This is a genomic window from Pectobacterium versatile (genome assembly GCF_003932035.1).
GTDB lineage: Bacteria > Pseudomonadota > Gammaproteobacteria > Enterobacterales > Enterobacteriaceae > Pectobacterium > Pectobacterium versatile.
The window spans coordinates 1,579,077-1,604,328 of record NZ_CP034276.1 but is presented as its reverse complement, the minus strand read 5'-3'; the positions used below and the strand labels follow the sequence as shown (position 1 = coordinate 1,604,328).

The window sequence follows — 25,252 nt, the reverse complement described above, 5'->3', positions numbered from 1 at the left end:
GTTTTTACGTGACCCAGACTAGGTTTTTGGCTTCAAATCAACTTTTCCACTAAACGGCGTGAAAGACGATAATTGACCTCGCGCAATTTAAGCCTATTTCAGAAATTATATCCAGAGGCGTTTTTTGATCTAAAACAATTTAACGCTTTTCTCGTGATTGTCGCGTTGCATTAATTTCCTTATTACACTCATTGTTAATGCAATGTGACTTTTAGGTTTAATTAAAATTAATTCAGCAATATAATTTTTACTTTCCGTTATCGATTATTCACATGCATTTTTTATCTTCTATTTTATGTCAAATTTCTATTTTTTCTTGCTGGCAACGGCGCTGTATTTTCGCCATGAATTCCCCTGCCCTTCCCCCCCTATGAACCGCCAGTTTGTAACGCGCCATACCACAGCGGAGACCAAAAGGCCTCCGCTGTGGTTACAGGTTAAGTGACACGTAGCAAGATGCTGCGATTTACTTCTTCGCTTTCATCCGTTCAATGGCGTTATCGTAAACCGTGTTACTTTTCTCGCTTCTTGCAAGCTCGTAATGCTGGAGTGCATCGCTGAACTGACCCGCATTCTCGTAGATTTTTGCAATGTTGTAGTACGAGCTGGCACGCGTGGTTGCCGCGTTGCTGCCATTTGCCAGCGAAATCGCTTTACGGTTAGCCCAAATGGCTTCGGCGATGTTGCCCCGCTTTTGATAGGTCAGGCCAAGGTTGCTATATGCCTGACCAAACGCGCTATCCTGATCGATCGCGGCCAGAAACAGTGTCGTGGCCTGCTCTAACTCACCACGTCCGTAGGCGGCTTCGCCGTCACGATTGAGGTTTTTGGCCAGCGCAGCATTTCCAGTAACGGAAGCTGCCGTCTGCGCAGAGTTAAGCACCATTGGCAGCGCATCGCTGTCCTTCACTTTGGTGAAATCTGCCTCGCCAACCGCATTGATATCTTCAAAATCACCGTTAGGGTTAAGACGGAAAACCGTCCAGATATTCCCTGTCTTATTCAGTGGGACAGAATATGAACGTACCTGTGAGCTGCCAACATAGACAAATACTTTTGCACGGCTTGCGGAAAGCGCTAATGAATTCGCCTTCTCACTATTTGAATAATCATGAACGGCATAAATATAACTTTCGCCTAAACGCTTTTTATCAATCGTGATCGTTTCTGGGCCAAAACTATCTGTGTCATCGACATCAAGATTAGCATCGCGTCCATTTTTATGGCTGAAATAAATATGATTACCTGGATAAATAAGGTGGGAATCTAAATCGTCAGGTTTTTCACCCCAGGTTAATACAATTCGCATCCCGTCCAGGCTTTTCATTACTGGACTAATCGCATAGGTCATACCATCACACGGGCATTTCACTACCAGATCGGAATACCCTGCTTTTTTAATGATCAGCAGACTGTCTTGATCGACGTCGAATGGCGCGTTGAGCGCCGCACGGCCTGCGACATCAGAGCGTGCGGTCACTGACTGCGCACCGTTCTTCTGTAAAATAACCGTTGCATCATCAATTTTTTTATCTTTAACAGTCGCACTTAGCACTTCAATATTAATAGACTGTGCGCTGACTGCACAGGTAAATGTAGACAGTGCCAGAACTAGCGCTTTTATATTTCCTTTCACACAACATCCCCTTAAGGCAAATTAATTAATCATTCCCTGCTTACACATCAAAAATGAGGTAATCATCACTTCTGTTTATCGCTAACGGCCCTTTGCAGGCGCGCGAATTATCCAATAAAACCCCGTAGAAGTCATGCGTAACTCAATTATTCCCGAAAGCCAAATTTGAATAAAAAAAGCCACCCGAAGGTGGCTGGTATATTTAATCGGCTAATCGATTAACGTGATAATATCGCTTTTACTGCATCGCCGATATCCGCCAGACTGCGAACGGTTTTAACACCCGCCGCTTCTAACGCTGCGAATTTATCGTCAGCGGTACCTTTACCACCCGCGATGATGGCGCCAGCGTGGCCCATGCGCTTACCTTTCGGTGCCGTCACACCTGCGATGTAACCGACAACTGGTTTCGTCACGTGCTCTTTAATGTACGCCGCCGCTTCTTCTTCTGCCGTACCGCCGATTTCACCGATCATCACGATGGCTTCTGTCTGTGGATCCTGCTCAAACAGCTTCAGAATATCGATGAAGTTAGAACCTGGGATCGGGTCGCCGCCGATACCTACACAGCTGGACTGACCCAGACCAGCATCGGTCGTTTGCTTCACGGCTTCATACGTCAGGGTACCAGAACGAGAAACGATACCGACTTTACCCGGCAGGTGAATATGGCCCGGCATAATACCGATTTTACATTCGCCCGGCGTGATCACACCAGGGCAGTTCGGGCCGATCATCCGCGCGCCGCTCTGATCGAGTTTCACTTTCACCGTCAGCATATCCAGCGTCGGGATACCTTCGGTGATACAGATAATCAACTCGATGCCTGCGTCAATCGCTTCCAGAATGGAGTCTTTACAGAACGGAGCGGGAACGTAGATAACGGATGCCGTTGCCCCCGTCGCTTCTACCGCTTCACGTACCGTATTAAATACGGGCAGACCCAGATGTTCCGTACCGCCTTTACCCGGCGTCACACCACCAACCATTTGCGTACCGTAAGCAAGTGCTTGCTCAGAGTGGAATGTCCCCTGACTACCGGTAAAACCCTGACAGATAACTTTGGTATTTTTATTAATCAGAATGGACATTATTTATCCCCCACTGCTGCAACAACCTGCTGAGCCGCACCCGTCAGGCTGGTCGCGGCAATAATATTCAGGCCGCTATCCGCCAGTTTCTTGGCACCCAGTTCCGCATTGTTTCCTTCAAGACGTACAACAACCGGTACGTTAACGCCCACTTCGGCTACGGCACCGATGATGCCATCAGCGATCAAATCGCAACGTACGATGCCACCAAAGATGTTAACAAAGACGGCTTTTACCTTGTCGTCAGACAGGATGATTTTGAATGCTTCAGTAACACGTTCTTTCGTCGCGCCACCGCCTACATCGAGGAAGTTAGCAGGAGAACCGCCGTGCAGCTTCACGATGTCCATCGTGCCCATCGCCAGACCCGCACCGTTCACCATACAGCCAATGTTGCCGTCCAGCGCAACATAGTTCAGTTCCCACTGCGCCGCATGGGCTTCACGGGAATCTTCCTGACTTGGGTCACGCATTTCACGCAGCTCAGGCTGACGGAACAGGGCATTGCCATCCGCACCCAGCTTGCCATCCAGACAGATCAGATCGCCCTGCTTGGTGATAACCAGCGGGTTGATTTCTACCAGCGCCAGATCGCGCTCAAGGAACAGCGTCGCCAGACCCATGAAGATTTTGGTGAACTGAGCCACTTGCTTACCGCTCAGACCCAGTTTGAAGGCTAGTTCACGGCCCTGATAAGGCTGTGGGCCGACCAGTGGATCGATCGCCGCTTTATGAATTAGCTCCGGCGTTTCTTCCGCCACTTTTTCAATTTCTACGCCACCTTCGGTAGACGCCATGAACACCACGCGACGCGTGCCACGGTCAACAACCGCGCCCAGATACAGCTCTTTGTCGATATCCGTTGCTGCTTCAACCAGGATCTGATGAACCGGCTGACCTTGTGCGTCAGTTTGATAAGTAACGAGTTTTTTACCCAGCCAGTTTTCAGCAAAGGCGCGAATATCTTCTTTATTGCTGACGACTTTAACGCCGCCCGCTTTACCGCGACCGCCTGCGTGAACCTGACATTTTACGACCCACGGACCCGCACCAATTTTAGACGCGGCTTCTTCCGCTTCACGCGGTGTGGTACAGGCATAGCCGGTTGGTGCCGGTAAACCATATCGAGCAAAGAGTTGTTTTGCCTGATACTCGTGTAAATTCATGATGTTCTATCCATTTAGGTTTGGAGATAAGTCGGCAGACGGTTTTTCATCACCGAATCTTTCGGTAGCGAAAAGCGCCATTAACTCTCTGATATATTTGGATAACGCCGTTGAGAAAAAACGGCCTGCATAGCACATAATCTGGTATATCGTTTCGGGCGGAAACCGTCAGGGTTATCCGCCCGAGAGCCTATCTGTCGGACTAAACGTCTAACAGTAGACGCGCTGGATCTTCCAGCATCTCTTTCACTGTCACCAGGAAGCCAACGGACTCACGGCCGTCAACCAAACGGTGATCGTAAGACAGCGCCAGATACATCATCGGCAGAATAACGACCTGACCATCAACCGCCATCGGGCGATCTTTAATGGCGTGCATACCCAGAATCGCACTCTGCGGTGGGTTAATGATCGGGGTAGACATCAGAGAACCAAAGACGCCGCCGTTGGTAATCGTGAAGTTGCCACCCAGCAATTCTTCAACCGTCAGTTTGCCGTCACGGCCTTTCACAGCCAGCTCTTTGATACGCTTCTCGATGTCGGCCATGCCCAGCGCATCCACATCACGCAGCACTGGCGTAACCAGACCACGCGGGGTAGACACCGCGATGCTGACATCGAAATAGTTGTGGTAAACCACATCTTCGCCATCAATAGACGCATTCACTTCTGGATAACGCTTCAGCGCTTCGACCACGGCTTTGATGTAGAAGGACATGAAGCCCAGACGCACGCCGTGACGCTTCTCAAATGCGTCGCCGTACTGCTTGCGCAGATCCATGATTGGCTGCATGTTGATTTCGTTGAACGTCGTCAGCATTGCCGTACTGTTTTTCGCTTCCAGCAGACGTTCTGCAACACGCTTACGCAGACGCGTCATCGGTACGCGTTTTTCGCTGCGCGCGCCCAGAGCGGGTGCCGGAGAAGCCGCCGGAGCCTCGGACTTAGCCGCTTTAGCAGGCTCTTTCTTCTGGGCAGCCAAATGCTTATCCACGTCTTCACGGGTAATTCGACCGCCTACGCCGCTGCCTTTGATCGCAGCCGCATCGAGATCGTGCTCTGCAATCAGACGGCGAATCGCCGGGCTGAGCGCATCGCTGTTCTCTTCTTCCAGACCAGCCGTATGGCGCTGTGACGGTGTTGATTCTTTGCTCTGTGACTTCTCGCTGGTTTCTTTACCAGAGCTGTCGCCACGACGAATGCGGCCCAGCAGTTGGCGAGACGTTACCGTAGCACCTTCCTCTTCCAGTATGGCATCCAGGATGCCGGCTTCAGTGGCAGGCACTTCCAGCACAACTTTGTCAGTTTCAATTTCAACCAGTACTTCATCGCGCTGAACGCTATCGCCTGGTTTTTTATGCCAGGTAGCAACAGTGGCGTCAGCGACGGATTCAGGCAGGTCGGGTACATGAATATCTACGCTACTCATTATCTATCCTTTTATTTAATCAACGTTCAGCGCGTCATCAACCAGATCTTGCTGTTGTTTCTGGTGTACGGACATATAGCCAACGGCGGGTGATGCAGACGCCGGGCGTCCTGCGTAACGTAAAGAAGCCCCAAACGGAATCACTTCACGGAAATGGTGCTGACTGCAATACCAGGCTCCCTGATTCAGCGGCTCTTCCTGACACCACACGAAATCGTGAACATGGGCAAACGATTCCAACGCAGCTTGAACGGCCTGATGCGGGAACGGATAAAGCTGTTCGATACGGACGATCGCGACATCTTTTTGCTCGTTCTTGCGACGCTTTTCCAGCAAATCATAGTAGACCTTACCGGAACAAAGCACGACACGCTTCACGGCTGCCGGATCTAATTCTTCTACTTCACCAATCGCCGGCTGGAAGGAACCATTTGCCAGTTCATCCAGTGAAGATATCGCCAGCGGATGGCGCAACAGCGATTTCGGTGACATGACCACCAGCGGACGACGCATACCGCGCAGCGCCTGACGGCGAAGCATGTGATACACCTGTGCTGGCGTTGACGGAATACAGACCTGCATGTTTTGCTCAGCGCACAATTGCAGATAACGCTCCAGTCTAGCAGATGAGTGCTCTGGGCCCTGACCTTCGTAACCGTGCGGCAGCAGCATGACCAGACCACACATCCGGCCCCACTTCTGCTCACCGGAGCTGATGAACTGGTCGATAACAACCTGCGCACCGTTGGCGAAGTCACCAAACTGCGCTTCCCAGATGGTCAGGGTGCGTGGTTCTGCGGTCGCATAGCCGTATTCAAACGCCAGAATCGCCTCTTCAGACAATACGGAGTCCCAAACATTGAACTCGCCCTGCCCGTTGTGTACGTGGTTCAACGGCGTGTAGCTGGAACCATTTTTCTGGTTATGCACCACAGCATGACGATGGAAGAACGTACCGCGACCGCTGTCCTCACCAGACAAGCGAATCGGAATGCCTTCATCGACCAACGTGGCGTAAGCCAGCGTTTCTGCACCGCCCCAGTCAAATGGTTTGTTGCCCGCAGCCATTTCGGCACGGTCGGTATAGACTTTGGCAACACGAGGATGGATTTCAATCCCTTCTGGCACTTCGCTGATACGCTTTGCCAGTTCCTGCAAACGTTTCATTTCCGTTGCATGCGGATAAGGTTCATCCCACTCATGGTTCAGATACGGCGTCCAGGTAAAGGACTGCATATCCATCTGACGCCATTCTTCCACCACGCATTCACCCGCATCCAGCGCATCGCGGTACAGGTTGACCATCTCGGTGGCATCTTCCAGCGTGATGGATTTTTCCTGCTCCAGACGATCGGCGTATACCTTACGCGGCGTCGGGTGCTTCTTGATCTTCTGGTACATCATCGGCTGCGTTGCACTTGGCTCGTCAGCTTCGTTATGACCATGACGGCGATAACAAATCAGATCGATGAACACATCGCGCTTAAACTCATTACGGAAATCCAGCGCCAGACGCGTAACAAACGCCACCGCTTCCGGGTCGTCTGCGTTAACGTGGAAAATCGGTGCCTGTACCATTTTACCGATATCGGTACAGTACTCGGTGGAACGGATATCCAGCGGGTTAGACGTGGTGAAACCGATACGGTTGTTAATAACAATACGCAGCGTGCCGCCAACTTCGTAGCCACGCACCGTCGACATATTCAACAGTTCCTGAACCACACCCTGACCACTGACTGCCGCATCGCCGTGAATGGTGATTGGCAGAACACGTGGACCACTCTGGCTATTCAGACGATCGAGACGCGCACGTACTGAGCCCGTCACTACCGGACTGACAATCTCCAGGTGCGATGGGTTAAACGCCAGCGCCAAATGCACCAGACCGCCAGCCGTCTCGAATTCAGACGAGAAGCCCTGGTGATATTTCACGTCACCGGTGCCCAAGTGTTCTTTATGCTTACCGGCAAATTCGTCGAACAGATCCTGAGATTTTTTGCCCAATACGTTGATCAGCACGTTGAGGCGGCCACGGTGTGCCATCCCCAATACCACTTCGCGAGTATCGTTTGCACCCGCATGGCGAATCAGCTCTTTCAGCATCGGAACCAGTGCATCACCGCCTTCCAACGAGAAACGCTTGGCGCCAGGATATTTGGCCCCCAGATACCGCTCCAGCCCTTCAGCTGCGGTTAACTCTTGCAGGAAACGACGTTTCTCTTCCAGAGAGAATGACGGCTGCCCCATTACCGATTCGATACGCTGCTGGATCCAGCGTTTCTCTTCCGTACTGGTCATGTGCATATATTCCGCACCGATAGAACCGCAATAGGTGCGTTTCAGTGCGTCATACAGATCTTCCAGCTTCATGGTGTCTTTGCCAATGGCAAAAGACCCCACGTTGAAAGATTCCTGTAGGTCATCCTGCGTCAGATTGTGGTAATCCAGATCCAATTCTGCAACAGGTTCCTGCGGGCGCAGGAAGATCGGGTCCAGGTTAGCTTGCTGATGTCCACGGAAGCGGAACGCATTGATCAGCTGCAATACCTTGACCTGCTTAGCATCAATATCGGGATCGGTGACTGACGAGGTAAAGCGCGAAGAGTCTTTCGCCAGACGGCGGAAATATTCACGCGTTTTGGAATGGAGTTGATCCGGTTTGACCCCACTCGTAGGCAATTGCTGGAAGATCGAGCGCCAGCTATGTTCGATCGAGTCAGGATCGGTTAAAAAATCTTCATAGAGTTGCTCTATGTAGGACTGATTCGCACCCGCCAAATAGGAGGAATCCAGCCAGGCCTTCATCGCGCCGTTCTGCATTATGATCCCTTAAGCTAATAAGCTTCAGTTTTCGCCGTGGTTAACATGTAATTAGTGTCCGTATATTGTTCGCCGTAAAAACGGTTCACTTGTCGTACTTCGGTACGCGCTTAGGGTATCCATCCCCCCTAAGGAACCTTTAAAAACCGGTTCGGGCGCGTAAGCCGGTTTTTAAAGGTTTCCTGCGCTCCCTCTGAAGAATAGCAACTTCAGAGGGAGATACATGTTTTACTACTTAATCTTTATGCAATAACACGTTACGTACTGACGAGTCATTACGCGCTACGGTGCAACAGCATCGATTTAATATGACCAATAGCCTTGGTCGGGTTCAACCCTTTCGGACACACGTTGACGCAGTTCATGATGCCGTGGCAGCGGAAGACGCTGAATGCATCGTCCAGATCGTCCAGTCGTGGATTACTTTCCGTATCGCGACTGTCAATCAGGAAACGATACGCCGCCAGCAGCCCCGCAGGTCCAACAAACTTGTCCGGGTTCCACCAGAACGATGGGCAAGACGTTGAACAGCAGGCACACATGATGCATTCATACAACCCATCCAGTTTGGCACGTTGTTCTGGCGATTGCAGATGTTCGCGCGCCGGCGGATTTTTCCCATTATTCAACAGGTAAGGCTTTATTTTCTCATATTGAGCATAGAACTGCCCCATGTCCACTACCAAATCACGCACAACGGGTAATCCCGGTAAAGGACGGATAACAATTTTGCTTTTTCCACGCTGTAACGCGGAAACAGGCGTAATACAGGCCAGCCCGTTTTTACCGTTCATGTTAACGCCGTCAGAACCACAGACGCCTTCACGGCAGGAACGACGAAATGAGAGCGTCGGATCCTGTTCTTTTAGCAGCATCAGCGCATCCAGCAGCATCATGTCGCGGCCTTCTTCCGCCTCTAACTGATAATCCTGCATCCGCGGAGCATCATCAACATCCGGGTTGTAACGATAAATAGAAAATTCGAGTTTCATCGTTTGATCTCCGCGATTAATAAGTACGTATTTTCGGCGGGAACGCCGGACGCAGTTTAGGCTGCATGTTCACCTCACGGCGCGTCATGCTGTCGGTTTGCGGCAGATACAACGAATGGCACAGCCAATTTTCATCATCGCGTTCTGGGTAGTCGAAGCGACTGTGTGCGCCACGGCTTTCGGTACGGAAGTTAGCCGATACCGCTGTCGCGTACGCGGTTTCCATCAGGTTATCCAGCTCCAGACACTCGATACGCTGGGTGTTGAACTCACTTGAGGTATCATCTAAACGCGCATTTTTCAGGCGTTCACGAATCACTTTCAGCTCTTCCAACCCTTTCGCCATCGCATCGCCTTCGCGGAAGACCGAGAAGTTATTCTGCATGCAGGATTGCAGCGCCTTGCGGATTTCAACCGGATCTTCCCCTGAACGGGTATTGTTCCAGCGGTTCAGACGGTCGAGCGAGGCTTCAATATCGGATTCGCTGGCATCACGGCTTTCGCCCTGCTCGTTCAACGACTCTTGCAGATGAATACCCGCTGAGCGACCGAATACCACCAGATCAAGCAGCGAGTTACCGCCCAGACGGTTAGCACCATGAACCGAGACGCAGGCAATTTCACCCACGGCAAACAGCCCTGGAATCACCACATCTTCGCCTTTCTCATTCACCGTCAACGCCTGACCGCTCACTTTGGTCGGAATACCGCCCATCATGTAGTGGCAGGTTGGGATAACAGGAATCGGCTCTTTCACTGGATCGACGTGAGCAAATGTGCGAGACAGCTCCAAAATGCCCGGCAGACGGGATTCCAGAACATCTTTACCCAGATGGTCCAGTTTCAGCTTGGCGTGTGGTCCCCACGGGCCTTCACAGCCACGGCCTTCACGAATTTCGATCATAATGGAACGGGCAACAACGTCACGGCCAGCCAGATCTTTCGCGTTTGGCGCATAACGTTCCATGAAGCGTTCACCGTGTTTGTTCAGCAGGTAACCGCCTTCACCACGGCAACCTTCTGTCACCAGCACACCCGCACCAGCAATACCCGTTGGGTGGAACTGCCACATTTCCATGTCCTGCAACGGAACGCCAGCACGCAGCGCCATGCCCACACCGTCACCCGTGTTAATGTGTGCGTTGGTCGTGGATTGGTAAATACGTCCCGCGCCACCAGTTGCCAACACGGTCGCTTTCGCTTTGAAATAGACCACTTCACCGGTTTCGATACAGATCGCCGTACAGCCGACAACCGCACCATCCTGATTCTTCACCAGATCGAGGGCGTACCATTCGGAGAAGATAGTGGTGTGATTTTTCAGGTTCTGCTGATACAGCGTATGCAGCAACGCATGACCGGTACGGTCAGCCGCGGCTGCGGTACGTGCAGCCTGCTCACCGCCAAAGTTCTTGGATTGACCACCGAACGGACGCTGATAAATGCTGCCATCATCCAGACGGGAGAACGGTAACCCCATGTGTTCCAGTTCCAGAATCGCTTCCGGGCCGGTTTTACACATATATTCAATGGCGTCTTGATCGCCAATGTAATCCGACCCTTTTACGGTGTCATACATGTGCCATTCCCAGTTGTCCTCATGGGTGTTGCCCAGCGCAACGGTAATACCGCCTTGCGCGGACACGGTATGGGAACGGGTTGGGAACACTTTCGATAACAGGGCACAGGACAGGCCCATTTGGGAAATTTGCAGCGCGGCGCGCATACCTGCGCCACCCGCACCCACAACAACTGCATCAAATTCTCTGACAGGCAAATTCATCACGCACCCCACACCACAATAGTTCCATAAATGACGTACACCAACAGCGCAACCACAATCGCCAACTGTAAAGTCAGGCGTAAGGCCAGCGGTTTAATGTAGTCGGTCAGCACTTGCCACATCCCTATCCAGGCATGAACCAGAATGGAAAATAACGTTAGCAGTGTGAATACTTTGGTGAGAGCCATCGCGAAGAAACCACGCCAGATTTCATACGTGATGTCGCCAGCCGTAGCAATAAAACCAATAATATAAATTACATATAGAACAATGACGATGGCGGAAGCGCGAATCAGTAACCAATCGTGTACGCCATTGCGTCCTAACGCAGAAGCATTGCTTACCATACGAGGACTCCAGCCAGAATTGAAAGCACGACAGTAATAATAAAGGAGATATTTGCAGAACGCTTACCTGCGGCAAAGTCTTCTTCTATATAGCCAAAATCCATCAACAGGTGACGTATACCACCAACAATGTGATAAGCCAACGCGACGAGGATGCCCCAAACGATAAACTTGACGATGAAGCTATCCATAATTTCCGCAGCGCGCAGGAACCCTTCCTCTGAAGAAAGAGAAGTGCCTAACAGCCACAGTAAAATACCGACAGCGACAAAGGTGATAACGCCGGAGACGCGGTGAAGAATAGATGCTATCGCAGTAACGGGGAACTGGATCGTCTGCAATTCCAGATTGACAGGTCTTTGTTTTTTCACGGATTTGCCCACACAGCTTTTATTATTGTTTCTTCCTCCGGGCCTGATGTGAGGTCAGACAGCATGAAAGTTACGGCCCTGAAAAGTGGGTTTACGATACGCGCTCAAACATCGACATTCCGGTGTCTAAACAGCGCATGATCCTTTCATACTGGGTGCTCCTACTGCAGGGTGATTCCGGAGACCTGTCGGCAGTATAGGTACTTCACATTCCCATTACAATTCCCATACAAACTGTTTGGTGACATTTGCCCCGAACAGTGATTTAGATCACGAATTTCACAATTTATATAAAATTAATTATCTGATTTGACAAAAGTTCAACATTTCAATTACAACTAGGGGATTGAATTCCTTATGATGTGTTAAAGCACAACGGCGACACTTCCACACTGGCGTAACTTATGTAACAGTGGGGAGAGTCCACGTAAAAGTCATAGGTAATGACTACAATCTATTCAGAGCACAACTCATTTATCTGAATATCGTTAATTACCTGGAGAACGAATTTTTCATCCTGAATGCGGCTATCCGCCTTACTCTGTATCCTATTTGACGACTGTGTCACGACAGAGTTTCACCGGCCATTGTTCGCCCGGTGTACAGGCATGACGGTATTTCTTCAGTGAGAATATTTAAAATTAAAGCGCTAAGGAGACTGTAAATGGCTGATAAGAAAGCAACACTTACTCTAGAGGGTAAAGATCCAATTGAGCTAAATGTCCTATCAGGTACATTGGGGTATGATGAGATTGATATTCGTCCCCTCGGTTCTAAAGGTTACTTCACATTTGACCCCGGCTTTACCTCTACCGCATCTTGCGAATCCAAGATTACCTATATCGACGGCGACGAAGGCATCTTGCTACATCGTGGCTTCCCGATTGCCCAACTGGCTGAAAAATCGAATTATCTTGAAGTTTGTTACATCCTGCTGTTCGGTGAAGTCCCGACGGTAGAACAGTATGAAACCTTCAAGACCACCGTGACGCGTCACACCATGATCCATGAGCAGATTACTCGTCTGTTCCACGGTTTCCGTCGTGATTCACATCCAATGGCCGTATTGTGCGGCGTCACGGGTGCACTGGCGGCGTTCTATCACGATTCACTGGACATTAACATTGAGCGCCACCGCGAAATCGCGGCCTACCGCCTGCTGTCCAAAATGCCGACCGTTGCAGCAATGTGCTACAAATACTCACTGGGTCAGCCGTTTGTTTATCCGAAAAACAACCTGTCCTACGCCGGTAACTTCCTGCACATGATGTTCTCCACCCCTTGTGAAGAATATGTTGTGAATCCGGTGTTGGAACGTGCCATGGACCGTATTCTGATCCTGCATGCCGATCACGAACAAAACGCCTCGACGTCTACCGTGCGTACCGCAGGTTCATCAGGTGCGAATCCATTTGCCTGTATCGCCGCGGGGATCGCCTCGCTGTGGGGACCGGCACACGGCGGCGCGAACGAAGCCTGCCTGCGTATGCTGGAAGAAATCAGCAGCGTGGAGCACATCCCTGCGTTTATCGAACGTGCAAAAGACAAGAACGACTCCTTCCGCCTGATGGGCTTCGGTCACCGTGTGTACAAAAACCACGACCCGCGCGCTACCGTCATGCGTGAAACCTGCCATGAAGTGCTGAAAGAGCTGGGCAGAAAAGACGACCTGCTGGAAGTGGCGATGGAGCTGGAGCATATCGCGCTGAACGACCCGTACTTCATTGAGAAGAAACTGTACCCGAACGTGGACTTCTACTCCGGCATCATCCTGAAAGCGATGGGTATTCCGTCTTCCATGTTTACCGTTATCTTTGCGATGGCGCGTACCGTGGGCTGGATTGCGCATTGGAGCGAAATGCACGCCGACGGCATCAAGATTGCCCGTCCACGTCAGTTGTATACCGGCTACGACAAACGTGACTTTACGTCCAATCTGAAAAACGATTAATCTATTCAGTACATGCAAAAAGGCCGGATATCACATCCGGCCTTTTTTATACCGGTACTAAAGGGATGACTTACAACCTAAACTTTGCGTGAATCGCAATAAATAGCCATCTGGATCCTGTACCAGAAAATTACTTTCCCCGTGGTACACCTCATGATCGCGATACCAGCACGTTTCCACGGGTCTGCGTAGCGTATAACCCGCACGTTCAATCGCCGCCGCCAACGCCTGAGCATCTGGGCACTCAATCGATAAATTCATACCACGGCCAAACGGCGGTTCTAAAGGCTCCACACGCCAGGGTGATTCGGTTAAATAATCCTGTTCCAGCATTAGTTGGCTCCCATGAAAAGAAAGGAACGCGAACTTATCTTCAGGCCTGTCGTACTCAATCTGAAATCCCAAAACATGGCAATAAAACGCCAGACTCTTTTGTAAATCAGAGACAATCATTTCTGGAATTAACGTATTCATCTTGCGCATAAATCACTCACATTATTACTTCTGACAACCCGGGCACCAATAAAACGGGCGTGATGACAGCATCGTTCTTTCAATCATTCCGCCGCAGCGCTCACAGCGTTCCCCCTCACGATGGAAAACCTTGAACGAAAAAATCGCCCCGTGATGTCGATTCTCATCAACGGTGCCACGCGTGTTGTAGGACAAACGGGGAATCTCCAGCAGCGCCTGACTCAACGTCTGCAACTGTTCCTCATTCAACTGTGCTGCCGTGTGTTGGGGTGCAAGCTGTGCCTGCCAGAGAATCTCAACGCGCAGATAATTTCCCAGCCCGGCGAGAAAAGCCTGATCCAGCAACAGCCCGCTAAACTGGCGACGGCGAAAGCGCGGTAATAACAGACGCTCACACACCTGTTCCGGCGTCAGTGAGAGATCCAAGACATCAGGGCCAATACGTTGCAGGAAAGGGTGCGTCGAGAGCATCTCCGGCGTCAGCATTTCAATATCTGACGCGCTGTAGAGCAGAATGGCGCGATCCTGCGTTTCCAGCCGGACGCGCAAATCCCGCTTTGTTTCCGGTGATTCACCCGCATTCACGACTCGCCACACGCCATAGAGCTGATTATGGCTATACAACACCCGATCGTTGCTAAAATAGGTCAGCAGCGCCTTCCCACGCGTTTCAATCTGCCTGACCTGTTGCCCGATCAATTCTGCCTCGTATGGCTTCAGTTCTGGAAACGCAAACCAGACACGCGTCAGCGTTTTGCCCACGACGGCCTCAACCAGCTTATCAGCCGCCCGGCGAATTTCCGGTCCTTCCGGCATACTTTAATCCCTGAAAATCAGACGCTCTGGATAGGGCGTGATTAACCAAACGAAGAACTGATCCAGATTAATGTAATGAGCCGCCAGTCACCGCCACATCAACCTGCTGCACCAGCGATTGCTTGATCATCACTTCCAGCGCCGCCGTGACTAACGGCGTAGGCATGCTCGGTTCATCGGGGTGTCGTGCAGCCTGTTCCGGCGAATAAGGAATGTGAACGAATCCGCCGCGCACCACATCGCCCTGCTGATGTAACTGGTGTAAAAGCCCGTACATCACATGATTGCAGACAAACGTTCCTGCGGTTTGCGACACCGACGCGGGGATACCCGCCACACGCAATGCCTGCACCAGCGCTTTCACTGGCAGCGTCGAAAAATATGCCGCAGGCCCGCCTTCCACCACCGGCGTATCAATCGGTTGGTTGCCCCGGTTATCCGCAATGCGGGCGTCATTAATATTAATCGCCACGCGTTCGACAGAAATATCAGTACGACCGCCCGCCTGCCCCACCGCGATCACCACTTCCGGCTGCCATTCGGCTATCGCGCGGTAAAGCTGTTCCAGCGACAGATCGAAGACGCAAGATAAACGGCAGGCCACCACGCGCACACCGCCAACTTCTCGCTGATGAAGTACTTTTACCGCTTCCCATGAGGGATTAATCGCTTCGCCCTCAAAAGGTTCAAACGCCGTGATCAAAACGGTTTTCATCGGTTATCCCCGTCATACAAAAATAATGATTATGCCGCCGCAACAGCGATCTGATGCTGGCTAAAGCAGTTACGCAGTTTGCGGGCAAACAGCAGCGCGTGTTGTCCATCGCCGTGAATACATACGGTATCCGCTTGTACGTTAACCCAAGAGCCGTCGATCGCCCTAACCCGCTGACGTTGAATCATCTCCAGCGTCTGTGCCAGCGCCAGCTCATCGCTGTTAATCAATGCTCCCGCCTGAGTGCGCGGCACCAGCGATCCGTCAGGCAGATAGCAGCGATCGGCGAACACTTCCTGACGCGTCGCCAACCCCAGCCGTTGCCCAGCGCGGATTAACTCGCTTCCCGCCAGACCGACTAAGCGTAACGCCGGATTCACCACCTTCACCGCCTTGGCTATCGCATCAGCCAGCGCCGGTTCACACGCCGCCTGATTGTAAAGCATGCCGTGAGGCTTAACGTGCGACAGCTTGCCGCCTTCAGCTGCAACAATCGCACTCAGCGCGCCAAGCTGATACACCATCTGGGCAAAGACAATTTCCGCAGGCACATTCATCGCCTTGCGGCCAAAATTTTCACGATCGGGAAAGCTCGGGTGTGCGCCAAGCGCGACCCTATAACCGATTCCCCAACGCACTGACTGACGCATGGTTTGCGCATCACCGGCATGAAATCCACAGGCAATATTGGCTGACGTCACCAGCTTCAGCAGCGCTTCGTCATGCTCGCCGCCCTCACCCAGATCGGCATTCAGATCAATAATCATGCAACCTCCACGCCAGCTGTTCGAGGTAACGCCGCTGTTCTTCGGCCGCTTTTTGCGCCTGAGCCTGCGTACAGTGAATAAAATGTATCGGCTCACCGAGTCGGATTTGTGCCAGATGGAATAAATCCGCTTCGATCACCGTCGCAATACGCGGGTAACCGCCAGTTGTCTGCGCATCCGCCAGCAGTACGATAGGGTGACCATTGTGCGGAACCTGCACGACGCCCGGCAGCAGCCCATGCGATGGCAGCTCGCGCGGTTTGCTACCCGGTAATGCAGCACGCTGTAGATCAGCGCCCAATAAACGGTAGCCCATGCGGTTACTTTGCGGGCTCAGTTGCCAGGACGTTCGCCAGAACAATTCCTGCATCTCTTCGCTGAATTCCTGATACTCCGGCCCTGGTAATGCCCGCACGCGGTTGCCGAACAACAGCTGCTTGATACCGACTTCTCGCGTCAGTTCGCGAGTTGGCGTACCCAGAGGAAGTTCATCGCCATCCATCAGCAAACGTCCGTCAAAGCCCCCAAAACCGGCTTTCAAGTCGGTACTGCGCGAGCCAAGCGCTTCCGGCACATCCACGCCGCCGGACAGCGCCAGATAGCTACGCATTCCGTTACGCGGCATGCGCATTTTCAACGTTTGTCCCGGCTTCACAGCGAAACGCCAGCCTGTCCAGAGTGGTTTTCCATCCAGTTCGGCATGACAGTCCGCACCGGTTAGCGCCACCCAGCAGGCGGTGGTGAATATTGCGGTAAACTTACCCAGCGTAATTTCCAGCGCGGCAGCATTCTCCGCGTTGCCCACTAGCAGGTTGGCCATTGCCAGGGCAGGCAGATCGAGCGCGCCTGACTGGCTGATACCCAAACGGCGAAAACCGACGCGGCCACCGTCCTGCACCGAAGTATGCAATCCGGCATGAATAACCTTCAGCATACGCCCTCCTTCTGTGGCAAAAACCGAACGTTATCACCGGGACGCAGCAACGTTGGCGGCATCGTTTGTGGATTAAACAATTTCAGCGAGGTGCGACCAATCAGCTGCCAGCCACCGGGCGTCGCCAGCGGATAAATCCCCGTCTGTGCGCCACCAATCCCGACCGATCCTGCTGCCACGCGCAGGCGCGGCTCAGCGCGACGCGGCATATGCAGTTTCTCGTTTAATCCGCCGAGGTAGGCAAAACCCGGCTGGAAGCCCAAAAAGTAGACCACATACTGTGCGGCTGCGTGTGCTTCCACAACCTGACTCACTGTCAGGCCACTGTGAGCGGCAACCTCCACCAAATCCGGCCCTGCCTCTCCACCATACACGACGGGAATGTCGATATCGCGTGGGTCAAACGCTAGCGATTCGCTCTCTTCCCACCAGCGCTGCAAGCGTTCAATCGCATCCAGCGCCACCTGCTGCGGATGCGCCAACAGCACCGTCAGATTATTCATGCCCGGAATCGCTTCCAGCACCTCTTCATGATGGTTCAGGCGCTCGGCAAGTCCCCATATCCGCTGCTGGCTCTCCAGCGACATTGGCGGTTCCAGTTCCAGAACAACAGCTCTCTCACCCAGAAGATAACACCGTGCTCGTTGCAATCTTTCCTCCTGAATCGCGTTTTATCCGTTATGGTGAACATGGCTAAATGATTAGCGAGGCTTACTGTTCTATTTTCTTCTTAACAGCTAAGCAACAACGATGCCAATATCAAAAATGTCACATCATTCCTGTGCGGTACAGAGACTTTCAATCCGTCACGCGGGGTTAGGAATATCAATAAATGTCACATCAAAACCATGCTGTGCCGCCAGCCATTCGCCCAACGCTTTGATGCCGCCGCGTTCGGTGGCATGGTGTCCGGCAGCAAAAAAGTGCAGCCCCATTTCGCGCGCGATATGAATCGTTTGCTCAGACACTTCACCAGTAATAAACGCATCGACCCCGAAGCGGGCCGCTTGTTCAATAAATCCCTGACCGCCGCCGGTACACCAGGCCACGCGTTGTATCTGTTGCGGTGCATTATCCCCACAATGCAGCACGCTACGCCCCAGCCGTTTTTCTACACGGCGGCAAAAAGCATCTGCCGTCATGGGCTGCGCCAGTTCACCATACGGCACCAGCGGCTCGATCGCCCCCTGCACCTGAATCTCCAGCAGCGCCGCCAGCTGTGCGTTATTCCCCAGTTCCGGGTGTGCATCCAGCGGCAAGTGATAGCCGTACAGGTTGATATCATTGAGCAACAGCGTTTTCAGTCGGTTACGCTTCATGCCACAAACAATCTGCGGTTCGTTTTTCCAGAAGTAGCCGTGGTGAACCAGAATCGCATCGGCCTGCTTTTCTACCGCCGCATCCAGCAGCGCCTGTGAGGCCGTTACGCCCGTCACAATACGTTTTACCTCTGCACGCCCCTCAACCTGTAAACCGTTCGGTGCGTAGTCCTGAAACGTCGCCGTGCTCAGTTTCTCGTTAATGATTTTTTCCAGTTCCACATTACGCATACTTACTGTTCTCTTCTCGATCGTTACCCGCCATACCAATATTTTTTGCCGCCTCAAACGCCGCCAGCGTATCCTGACGCGCGGTTTTATGGTCGACAATTGGCAGCGGATAGTTCAGCTGATGGTGGTGTTTGTCAGCCCAGCGATGGGGCTGATGAATATCTTTATCCGGCACGGCGGCCAGTTCGGGCAGCCAGTGGCGAATAAATCGACCTTCTGGGTCGAAGCGCTCGCCCTGCGTTATCGGGTTGAAAATACGAAAATAAGGTGCCGCGTCGGTGCCTGTTGACGCCGCCCACTGCCAGCCGCCGTTATTCGCCGCCAGATCGCCATCCAGCAGTTGCGACATAAAGTAGCGTTCGCCTTCACGCCAATCGATCAGTAAATCTTTGACGAGAAAACTGGCGCAAATCATACGCAAGCGATTGTGCATCCATCCCGTTTCATTCAGTTGACGCATCGCCGCATCCACGATCGGGTAGCCCGTTTTCCCCTGCTGCCAGGCGGCTAAATACTCCGGTGATTCCCGCCATTTCACCCACTGCGTCCACGCGGTGAACGGTCGGTGTTTACACAGTTGCGGCCAAGAGACAATCAGGTGGCGATAAAACTCACGCCAGACCAGTTCGTTAAACCAAGTGAATGCTCCGCCCTCACGCCGTTCCAGCATATCTGGGCCTTCGGCACGCAGGCGATTAAAACATTGGCGCGGCGATACGATCCCAAGCGCCAGATACGGAGAAAGTTTGCTGGTGCCGGGTAGCGCCGGAAAATCCCGCTGCTGATCGTAATCCTGCACCTGTTCGCGACAAAAACGCCGCAGTTGCTGCAATGCCGCGCGTTCACCGCGAGGAAAATCTTCACTATCCACTTCGCGCTGCGGATAGCTGAACGGTGCCAGTTCCACCGTGTTATCGATCGGCTCACCGCGTGCTTCCGGTGCTGGTACGCACGTCGTATCCGACTCCAGCAGACGTTTGATAAAGGCCTGACGAAAGGGCGTAAACACCTTATACATCTCGCCATTACCCGTCAGCACGCTACCCGGCGGTAACAACAGGCTGTCATGATAACCGTGACAAACCACGCTATCGGCCAGCCGATCTTTCACCTGCTTATCACGCAGGCGCTCGTTGATTTCATACTGATAATGGTAGAAAAGATCGGTGGCCTGCTGCTGCGCACAAAACTGCACCAGCCAGTCAACCGACGCAGCAAAGTCAGCACATTCGTGGTAATGCAGCGGGATACCTTTTTCGGCCAGCGCCTGCTGTACCAGCGTCAGGTTCTCCAGTAGAAAGGCCGCCTGACGCGGAGCCATATCGTGCTTTTCCCACTGTACGGGCGTGGCGATAAAGACGGCAAGCACCGTCGCGTTCGGATCCTGACAGGCCGCGTACAGCGCCAGATTATCGGTAACGCGCAGGTCGTTGCGTAGCCAGACTACATGGGTGGTCATGAAATTCCTCGGGCGGTCAAACTAGTGTCCGTAACGCAGGCGTAATGCCTCGGGGTACGGCTCAAAGTAACGCTGCTGAGCCAGATACGCATCGGGGTATTCCGCCATGTAATGTTTTAGCAACGTGATAGGTGCCAGTAGCGGCTGCAAGCCTTGTCGATAGCGATCGATGAGCTGCGCCAGTTCCTGTCGCTGTTGAGCGTTAAGCTGACGTCGGAAGTAGCCCTGCACGTGCATCAGCACATTGGTGTGATTGCGCCGCGTCGCAGGCTTTGACAACAGCTTCATCAGCCGCTTCCGATACTCAACGATGTAGTCTTCCAGCGATTCCCATTTATCGATCCCCGCAACAAACGGCCCCAGCTCGCGGTATTCCGGCTGGGAATGCGCCAGCAGCAGTAATTTATAGCGGCTATGAAAGGTAATCAGCGCACCACGGCTCAGGCCGTTTTGCCATAGCTGATTCAGTTCGTGTAACGCATAAACGCGTTCAATGAAATTTTCCCGCAAACCGGGATCCTGCAAGCGTCCGTCTTCCTCAACCGGTAGCCAAGGCATTTGCCGCATCAGCTCCTGCGTAAACAGGCCGATACCACTTTTACGCGCATCCTTTTGCGTTTCATTGTAAACCTTCACGCGCTCCATACCGCAGCTCGGCGATTTGGCGCAGACGATATAACCGCATAAGTGCTGAAGCTGACTGACTTTGTCAGCGGAAAACACCGTCATCTGCTGGGTAACATCCAGCGGCGAACCATTGCTGGCACGCATCGTGATATGGCTTTCCCCTTCTCGCACCAGCCTGAGTGCCGGACGCGGCACCGGTAAACCAATCGCCATTTCCGGGCAGACCGGTTCAAAACGAAAATAGGGCGCCAGTTGTTCAGCGGCAAACGTCAAACGCTTGTGTCCGCCATCAAATCGCACGGGATTACCGAGCAAACAGGCGCTGATACCAACAGGGATGAGTTCGAGCGTCATGATTTATCCTTACGCTTGTCGTATATGGTTTGCCTTGATGGCATTCTGCAAACCCTCTGACCAGCATAGCGGATTTCACCACGATTCTGTGCAGTCGTAGCGAAGAATAAAGTAATAAATCATGCGATTGATGGATTATGTCGATCAAAGAAGACGTTTTTCTTTGCGAGCGGAATTGATATCCAAAACATGCATCGCGAGTATCGTTTCGTCTGTCATCAAATAGCCTTATTCCCCCACTACAATCCCCATTCCGATATAGAGTCCCAAAGAGGATACCCCATGTTTTTTCCCCTGCTTTACTGGCGGGACGCTTTGCTATGGCTTTTAACTAGTCAGCCCCAAAGCGCTCGCCCGATCCACCGATATCAAAATGGATATCACCTCCCGGTATGGCACGGAGGTGATGATGACCACGACTGAATTCACCACGCCCGCCGCGATTGCGATCGACAAATTGTCCCACGCTTTCGCAGGCAAAACGGTTCTCGATTCCATCAGCCTCAATGTGCCAAAAGGCACCATTCTGGCCCTGCTGGGGCCTTCCGGCTGCGGCAAAAGTACGTTGCTAAAGCTGCTGGCCGGTCTGTTACAGCCGGATGCGGGCACCATTCATTTTGGCGATCGTCAGGTTGCTGGTCACCAGCTATCCCTGCCGCCAGAGCAGCGCAATCTGGGCATGGTCTTTCAGGACTACGCGCTTTGGCCACATATGACGGTTGCACAAAACGTCGGGTTTCCGCTGCTGATGAGGAAGGTTCCGCGCGATCTCTGCCGCCAACGGGTGGAAGTCACGCTAGCGCGCGTCGGTCTGGCTGATTTTGCCGATCGAAAACCTGCTGATTTATCCGGCGGCCAGCAACAGCGAGTCGCACTGGCGCGCGCCATCATCGCGGAGCCGAACATTCTGCTCTTCGATGAACCGCTATCCAATCTCGACCGGGATCTACGTGAATCGCTTTGCCAGGAGATGGCATCGCTATTACGCCATCTTGGTACCACCGCCGTGTATGTCACCCACGACAGAGGCGAAGCCAACATACTGGCGCACCGTATTGTTCACATGTCGCAAGGCCACATTACTGATATCACCACACATTAACTTTGGGAAAAAACACAATGAAAAACAATCTGTTTACCATGAATCAACGAGGCATCATTATGGGTATAGCTCTCTCATTAGCGGCGGTAGCAGGCAGCGCACAGGCCCTGACGCTGTACACCGCCGGACCGGGAGCACTGGCGAAGAAACTGGCAGCAGGTTATGAAAAGCAGACTGGCGTGAAAGTCGATGTCTTTCAGGCAACAACCGGTAAAGTCATGGCAAGGCTGGAAGCCGAACAGGCCAATCCACGTGCCGATGTTCTTATTTCTGCCTCCTGGGATACGGCGACAGATTTGCAGCAGCGTGGCTGGCTGTTGGAATTTGATAGCCCGAATGCGGCCACCGTGCCTGCACAGTTCAAAACGCCTTTCTATGTGGCACAGGGCATTTCCGCGCTGGGCATTGTGTGGAACAGCAAGAGCGGCACGCCAGAGCCCAAAGACTGGAACGACCTCACCAAACCTGAATTTAAAGATAAAGTCACCACGCCAGATCCTGCGCTGTCCGGTGCCTCACTCGATCTGCTGATTGGTTTGCAAAATGCGGAGAAAGATAAAGCCTGGGAAATGTTCGATCGCTTAAAAGCCAACGGCATGATCATCGCCGGTCCAAACGCTCAGGCATTAACGCCGGTGCTGCAAGGGGCGAAAGCCGCCGTTTTTGGTGCCGTGGACTACGTTTCTTACGGCAGCATGGAGTCTGGCGAATCCATTAAAGTCATTTTCCCTTCCAGCGGCACCGTCATTGCCCCTCGCCCGATGATGATCCTGAAAAGCAGCAAAAACCAGCAGCAGGCAAAAGACTTCATCAACTATATGTTGTCGCCTGAAGGCCAAAAAGCAGTGGCTGAAGCCTGGCTGATGCCCGCGCGTCAGGACATTGATGCCAAGCGCCCTCTGTTTAAGAGCCTGACATTACTGCCAGAAGGCGATAGCGCCTCAGCGTCCCGTGCTGCCGTTCTCGATCGCTTTGCCACCTTATTTGGTCAGCGCTAAGCCTGTTCAGTCATGACAGCCCTCGGATAGTTCGAGTGGCATGACACTAGATAATGCCCTGCTGACGACCGTCAGCAGGGCTGGAGTATCAGATGAACAAGTTTGCTTTACTGCCACTGCTTACGGTGGCGGTACTTTTTACTCTGGTTGGCATTCCCGTATTGTTCGTTGCGCTACAGGCGATCTTTCCGAATTTGGGTGCGGGCTCTTTTTCGAACCCGTTCTCGGCATTCACGGAAGTCTTCGCACAGGCGCGCTTGTTCGCGCTGTTGAAAAATACGCTGCTGCTTGGGCTGGGTGTTGCTCTGTGCTGCGCGGTCATTGCTATTCCACTCGGTGCGTTACGCGGGCTCTTTGCGCTCCCGTTGGCAAGATTTTGGGATTTACTGTTTCTCATTCCATTCCTGATCCCGCCTTATATTGCCGGGCTGTCGTGGATGCTGGCGCTACAGCCACGAGGCTACGCGGAACAGCTATTCCCCATTCAACTCGGTGAGATCCTGTTTTCACTGCCCGGCATGATTGGTGTCATGACGCTGAATATTTTCCCAGTCGTCTATTTCGCCGTTTCGCGCAGTATGGCCGCGAGCGGAAACCGTCTGGCGGATGTCGCTCGCGTTCACGGCGCCAGCGGCTGGCAGGCCTTCTTGCGAGTCACGCTGCCATTGTCACTACCTGCGACAGCGGCCAGCCTGCTGCTTGCCTTCACGCTGGCGATCGAAGAGTACGGCATACCCGCCGCACTGGGATCGCGTGCCGGTATTCAGGTCCTGACGACAAATATCGAGCAACGTCTCGCGGACTGGCCGATCGATCTCTCCGGTTCCGCAGTGCTGTCTTTGCTGTTGGTCGCCATCGCGCTCTGCGCATTTACCCTACAGCGGGCGATGGTCGCCGGTAGCAATGTGGAAACCACCACTGGCAAACCTGTCGCCATTGTTACTCGTCCATTAGGAGTATGGCGCTGGCCGGTATTAATGCTATTTAGCGCCGTCGGGCTGCTGGCCGTCGGGATTCCACTGGCGTCCATGCTGATTACCGCGTTTTCTGCCACTATCTCTAGCACGATTTCCTGGCAAAATTTAACGTGGCAGCACTTCACCATGTTGGCTGATTACGAAAACGAAGCGCTACCCGCCTTGACGACCAGCCTGGGGTTGGCTGTCGGCAGCGCGTTGCTGACGGGAACGGTCGGCTTTCTGGCATCGTGGTTTGTGGTCGCCAAGCGTATTCGGGGGGCCGCCGTGTTGGATGGGCTATCGATGCTACCTGCCGCGCTGCCGGGAATCGTTGTCGGAGTGGGGTTGATACTCGCCTGGAACCAAAGCTTCTGGCCGATCACGCCCTATAACACTTGGGTGATTTTGCTGCTGTCATACAGTTGCCTGCTGCTGCCCTACCCCGTCCGCTACAGCAGTGCTGCATTGGCGCAAATCGGCAGTAATCTGGAGTCAGCGGCGCGCGTTCACGGCGCTAGCGCGATGGCGGCATTACGGCTGATTGTATTCCCGCTGGTATTCCCCAGCTTGCTGGCAGCGATGATGCTGGTCTTTGCCGTCGCATCACGCGAGCTGGTGACATCACTCCTACTATCACCTGCCGGTGTGCAAACGGTGTCTATTTTCGTTTGGCGTCAGTTCGAGCAAGGTTCCGTCGGGGATGGGATGGCGATGGCAAGCGTTGCCGTATTTATCAGCCTATCGGTGATGTTGCTGGCATTACGATTTCATGCGCTAAAAACAAAATAAGCGCCAGATCCGTAGCGGAAATGGCGCTTAATCAGTGCTATTGAATGTTTCAAACTCGTGGCGTCAGTATGCACAACGTACTGGCGTCACTATTCACTACTACATTCACTTCACGACTA

Annotated in this window: 22 protein-coding genes; 4 read left to right on the top strand and 18 right to left on the bottom strand. The window is 52.7% G+C overall.

Translation table 11 applies throughout. The features are described 5' to 3' along the window. Nucleotides 1-466 precede the first annotated feature (466 nt). From EIP93_RS07210 to sdhC, 9 genes are all read right to left on the bottom strand, one after another. Nucleotides 467-1,636 carry a YfaP family protein gene (locus tag EIP93_RS07210; RefSeq protein WP_125232481.1) on the bottom strand — a complete coding sequence of 390 codons (1,170 nt, stop codon included), beginning with the start codon at nt 1,634-1,636 and terminating at the stop codon, nt 467-469. A 218-nt stretch (nt 1,637-1,854) separates the two neighbouring features. Next, complete coding sequence (gene sucD, locus EIP93_RS07205; RefSeq protein WP_010299194.1) at nt 1,855-2,727, bottom strand: succinate--CoA ligase subunit alpha; 873 nt, start codon at nt 2,725-2,727, stop codon at nt 1,855-1,857. Next, nucleotides 2,727-3,893 carry an ADP-forming succinate--CoA ligase subunit beta gene (gene sucC, locus EIP93_RS07200; RefSeq protein ID WP_010299192.1) on the bottom strand — a complete coding sequence of 389 codons (1,167 nt, stop codon included), beginning with the start codon at nt 3,891-3,893 and terminating at the stop codon, nt 2,727-2,729. Before sucC ends, sucD begins: the two co-directional genes overlap by 1 nt. Before the next feature lie 202 nt (nt 3,894-4,095). Continuing rightward, a complete protein-coding gene (gene odhB, locus EIP93_RS07195) occupies nt 4,096-5,322 on the bottom strand; it encodes a 2-oxoglutarate dehydrogenase complex dihydrolipoyllysine-residue succinyltransferase (RefSeq protein WP_103860241.1) in 1,227 nt (408 codons plus the stop codon). Nucleotides 5,323-5,337: 15 nt separating this feature from the next. Beyond that, on the bottom strand, nt 5,338-8,145 hold the full coding sequence (gene sucA / locus EIP93_RS07190; protein WP_103970697.1) for a 2-oxoglutarate dehydrogenase E1 component: 2,808 nt from the start codon (nt 8,143-8,145) through the stop codon (nt 5,338-5,340). 275 nt (nt 8,146-8,420) lie between these two features. Further along, nucleotides 8,421-9,137 carry a succinate dehydrogenase iron-sulfur subunit gene (locus tag EIP93_RS07185; protein ID WP_109225126.1) on the bottom strand — a complete coding sequence of 239 codons (717 nt, stop codon included), beginning with the start codon at nt 9,135-9,137 and terminating at the stop codon, nt 8,421-8,423. A gap of 16 nt (nt 9,138-9,153) precedes the next feature. Next, nucleotides 9,154-10,920, bottom strand: a complete 1,767-nt coding sequence (gene sdhA, locus EIP93_RS07180) for a succinate dehydrogenase flavoprotein subunit (RefSeq protein WP_039482751.1) — start codon at nt 10,918-10,920, stop codon at nt 9,154-9,156. Beyond that, nucleotides 10,920-11,267, bottom strand: a complete 348-nt coding sequence (gene sdhD / locus EIP93_RS07175) for a succinate dehydrogenase membrane anchor subunit (protein WP_010284997.1) — start codon at nt 11,265-11,267, stop codon at nt 10,920-10,922. Before sdhD ends, sdhA begins: the two co-directional genes overlap by 1 nt. Beyond that, nucleotides 11,261-11,650, bottom strand: coding sequence for a succinate dehydrogenase cytochrome b556 subunit (gene sdhC, locus EIP93_RS07170; RefSeq protein WP_010284996.1), 390 nt, complete (start codon nt 11,648-11,650; stop codon nt 11,261-11,263). The genes sdhD and sdhC overlap by 7 nt, the downstream gene beginning before the upstream one ends. A gap of 652 nt (nt 11,651-12,302) precedes the next feature. On the opposite strand from sdhC, the gene EIP93_RS07165 reads away from it, so the two are divergent. Continuing rightward, complete coding sequence (locus EIP93_RS07165; RefSeq protein WP_039472563.1) at nt 12,303-13,589, top strand: citrate synthase; 1,287 nt, start codon at nt 12,303-12,305, stop codon at nt 13,587-13,589. Nucleotides 13,590-13,646: 57 nt separating this feature from the next. Here EIP93_RS07165 and EIP93_RS07160 read toward each other — a convergent pair whose 3' ends face one another. The 9 genes from EIP93_RS07160 to EIP93_RS07120 all read right to left on the bottom strand — a co-directional run bounded on the left by EIP93_RS07160 (nt 13,647) and on the right by EIP93_RS07120 (nt 21,285). Next, a complete protein-coding gene (locus tag EIP93_RS07160) occupies nt 13,647-14,072 on the bottom strand; it encodes a bleomycin resistance protein (RefSeq protein ID WP_103941614.1) in 426 nt (141 codons plus the stop codon). Between the two features lie 15 nt (nt 14,073-14,087). Further along, nucleotides 14,088-14,879 carry an endonuclease VIII gene (gene nei, locus EIP93_RS07155; protein ID WP_109225127.1) on the bottom strand — a complete coding sequence of 264 codons (792 nt, stop codon included), beginning with the start codon at nt 14,877-14,879 and terminating at the stop codon, nt 14,088-14,090. 67 nt (nt 14,880-14,946) lie between these two features. Further along, nucleotides 14,947-15,594 carry a pyroglutamyl-peptidase I gene (gene pcp / locus EIP93_RS07150; protein WP_125232480.1) on the bottom strand — a complete coding sequence of 216 codons (648 nt, stop codon included), beginning with the start codon at nt 15,592-15,594 and terminating at the stop codon, nt 14,947-14,949. A 29-nt stretch (nt 15,595-15,623) separates the two neighbouring features. Then, on the bottom strand, nt 15,624-16,361 hold the full coding sequence (pxpA, locus tag EIP93_RS07145; protein ID WP_103941620.1) for a 5-oxoprolinase subunit PxpA: 738 nt from the start codon (nt 16,359-16,361) through the stop codon (nt 15,624-15,626). After that, nucleotides 16,351-17,295, bottom strand: a complete 945-nt coding sequence (gene pxpC, locus EIP93_RS07140) for a 5-oxoprolinase subunit PxpC (protein WP_103941622.1) — start codon at nt 17,293-17,295, stop codon at nt 16,351-16,353. Before pxpC ends, pxpA begins: the two co-directional genes overlap by 11 nt. Beyond that, nucleotides 17,289-17,945 carry a 5-oxoprolinase subunit PxpB gene (gene pxpB / locus EIP93_RS07135; protein WP_040031298.1) on the bottom strand — a complete coding sequence of 219 codons (657 nt, stop codon included), beginning with the start codon at nt 17,943-17,945 and terminating at the stop codon, nt 17,289-17,291. The genes pxpC and pxpB overlap by 7 nt, the downstream gene beginning before the upstream one ends. Before the next feature lie 156 nt (nt 17,946-18,101). Next, nucleotides 18,102-18,845: a type 2 GTP cyclohydrolase I gene (locus EIP93_RS07130; protein WP_040031297.1), complete on the bottom strand. Its 744-nt coding sequence runs from the start codon at nt 18,843-18,845 to the stop codon at nt 18,102-18,104. Beyond that, a complete protein-coding gene (gene phrB / locus EIP93_RS07125) occupies nt 18,838-20,304 on the bottom strand; it encodes a deoxyribodipyrimidine photo-lyase (protein ID WP_125232479.1) in 1,467 nt (488 codons plus the stop codon). Before phrB ends, EIP93_RS07130 begins: the two co-directional genes overlap by 8 nt. A gap of 21 nt (nt 20,305-20,325) precedes the next feature. Further along, entirely contained in the window at nt 20,326-21,285 is a 960-nt protein-coding gene (locus tag EIP93_RS07120) for a YbgA family protein (RefSeq protein WP_107332555.1), read from the bottom strand. A gap of 409 nt (nt 21,286-21,694) precedes the next feature. Here EIP93_RS07120 and EIP93_RS07115 point away from each other — a divergent pair, with 409 nt between their 5' ends. From EIP93_RS07115 to EIP93_RS07105, 3 genes are all read left to right on the top strand, one after another. Continuing rightward, on the top strand, nt 21,695-22,387 hold the full coding sequence (locus EIP93_RS07115; protein WP_103860230.1) for an ABC transporter ATP-binding protein: 693 nt from the start codon (nt 21,695-21,697) through the stop codon (nt 22,385-22,387). Between the two features lie 17 nt (nt 22,388-22,404). Further along, the gene (locus tag EIP93_RS07110; protein WP_125232478.1) at nt 22,405-23,385 is read left to right on the top strand and encodes an ABC transporter substrate-binding protein; all 981 of its coding nucleotides are present in this window, start codon (nt 22,405-22,407) and stop codon (nt 23,383-23,385) included. Between the two features lie 92 nt (nt 23,386-23,477). Next, the gene (locus EIP93_RS07105; protein ID WP_125232477.1) at nt 23,478-25,133 is read left to right on the top strand and encodes an ABC transporter permease; all 1,656 of its coding nucleotides are present in this window, start codon (nt 23,478-23,480) and stop codon (nt 25,131-25,133) included. Nucleotides 25,134-25,252: the final 119 nt, after the last annotated feature.

What these genes read in the sequence shown, in the direction of transcription:
- sucD (WP_010299194.1), bottom strand. Translation starts at nt 2,727, where the DNA reads ATGTCCATTCTGATTAATAAAAATACCAAAGTTATCTGTCAGGGTTTT.
- sucC (WP_010299192.1), bottom strand. Translation starts at nt 3,893, where the DNA reads ATGAATTTACACGAGTATCAGGCAAAACAACTCTTTGCTCGATATGGT.
- odhB (WP_103860241.1), bottom strand. Translation starts at nt 5,322, where the DNA reads ATGAGTAGCGTAGATATTCATGTACCCGACCTGCCTGAATCCGTCGCT.
- sucA (WP_103970697.1), bottom strand. Translation starts at nt 8,145, where the DNA reads ATGCAGAACGGCGCGATGAAGGCCTGGCTGGATTCCTCCTATTTGGCG.
- EIP93_RS07185 (WP_109225126.1), bottom strand. Translation starts at nt 9,137, where the DNA reads ATGAAACTCGAATTTTCTATTTATCGTTACAACCCGGATGTTGATGAT.
- sdhA (WP_039482751.1), bottom strand. Translation starts at nt 10,920, where the DNA reads ATGAATTTGCCTGTCAGAGAATTTGATGCAGTTGTTGTGGGTGCGGGT.
- sdhD (WP_010284997.1), bottom strand. Translation starts at nt 11,267, where the DNA reads ATGGTAAGCAATGCTTCTGCGTTAGGACGCAATGGCGTACACGATTGG.
- EIP93_RS07165 (WP_039472563.1), top strand. Translation starts at nt 12,303, where the DNA reads ATGGCTGATAAGAAAGCAACACTTACTCTAGAGGGTAAAGATCCAATT.
- EIP93_RS07160 (WP_103941614.1), bottom strand. Translation starts at nt 14,072, where the DNA reads ATGCGCAAGATGAATACGTTAATTCCAGAAATGATTGTCTCTGATTTA.
- nei (WP_109225127.1), bottom strand. Translation starts at nt 14,879, where the DNA reads ATGCCGGAAGGACCGGAAATTCGCCGGGCGGCTGATAAGCTGGTTGAG.
- pcp (WP_125232480.1), bottom strand. Translation starts at nt 15,594, where the DNA reads ATGAAAACCGTTTTGATCACGGCGTTTGAACCTTTTGAGGGCGAAGCG.
- pxpA (WP_103941620.1), bottom strand. Translation starts at nt 16,361, where the DNA reads ATGATTATTGATCTGAATGCCGATCTGGGTGAGGGCGGCGAGCATGAC.
- pxpC (WP_103941622.1), bottom strand. Translation starts at nt 17,295, where the DNA reads ATGCTGAAGGTTATTCATGCCGGATTGCATACTTCGGTGCAGGACGGT.
- EIP93_RS07130 (WP_040031297.1), bottom strand. Translation starts at nt 18,845, where the DNA reads ATGCGTAATGTGGAACTGGAAAAAATCATTAACGAGAAACTGAGCACG.
- phrB (WP_125232479.1), bottom strand. Translation starts at nt 20,304, where the DNA reads ATGACCACCCATGTAGTCTGGCTACGCAACGACCTGCGCGTTACCGAT.
- EIP93_RS07120 (WP_107332555.1), bottom strand. Translation starts at nt 21,285, where the DNA reads ATGACGCTCGAACTCATCCCTGTTGGTATCAGCGCCTGTTTGCTCGGT.
- EIP93_RS07115 (WP_103860230.1), top strand. Translation starts at nt 21,695, where the DNA reads ATGACCACGACTGAATTCACCACGCCCGCCGCGATTGCGATCGACAAA.
- EIP93_RS07110 (WP_125232478.1), top strand. Translation starts at nt 22,405, where the DNA reads ATGAAAAACAATCTGTTTACCATGAATCAACGAGGCATCATTATGGGT.
- EIP93_RS07105 (WP_125232477.1), top strand. Translation starts at nt 23,478, where the DNA reads ATGAACAAGTTTGCTTTACTGCCACTGCTTACGGTGGCGGTACTTTTT.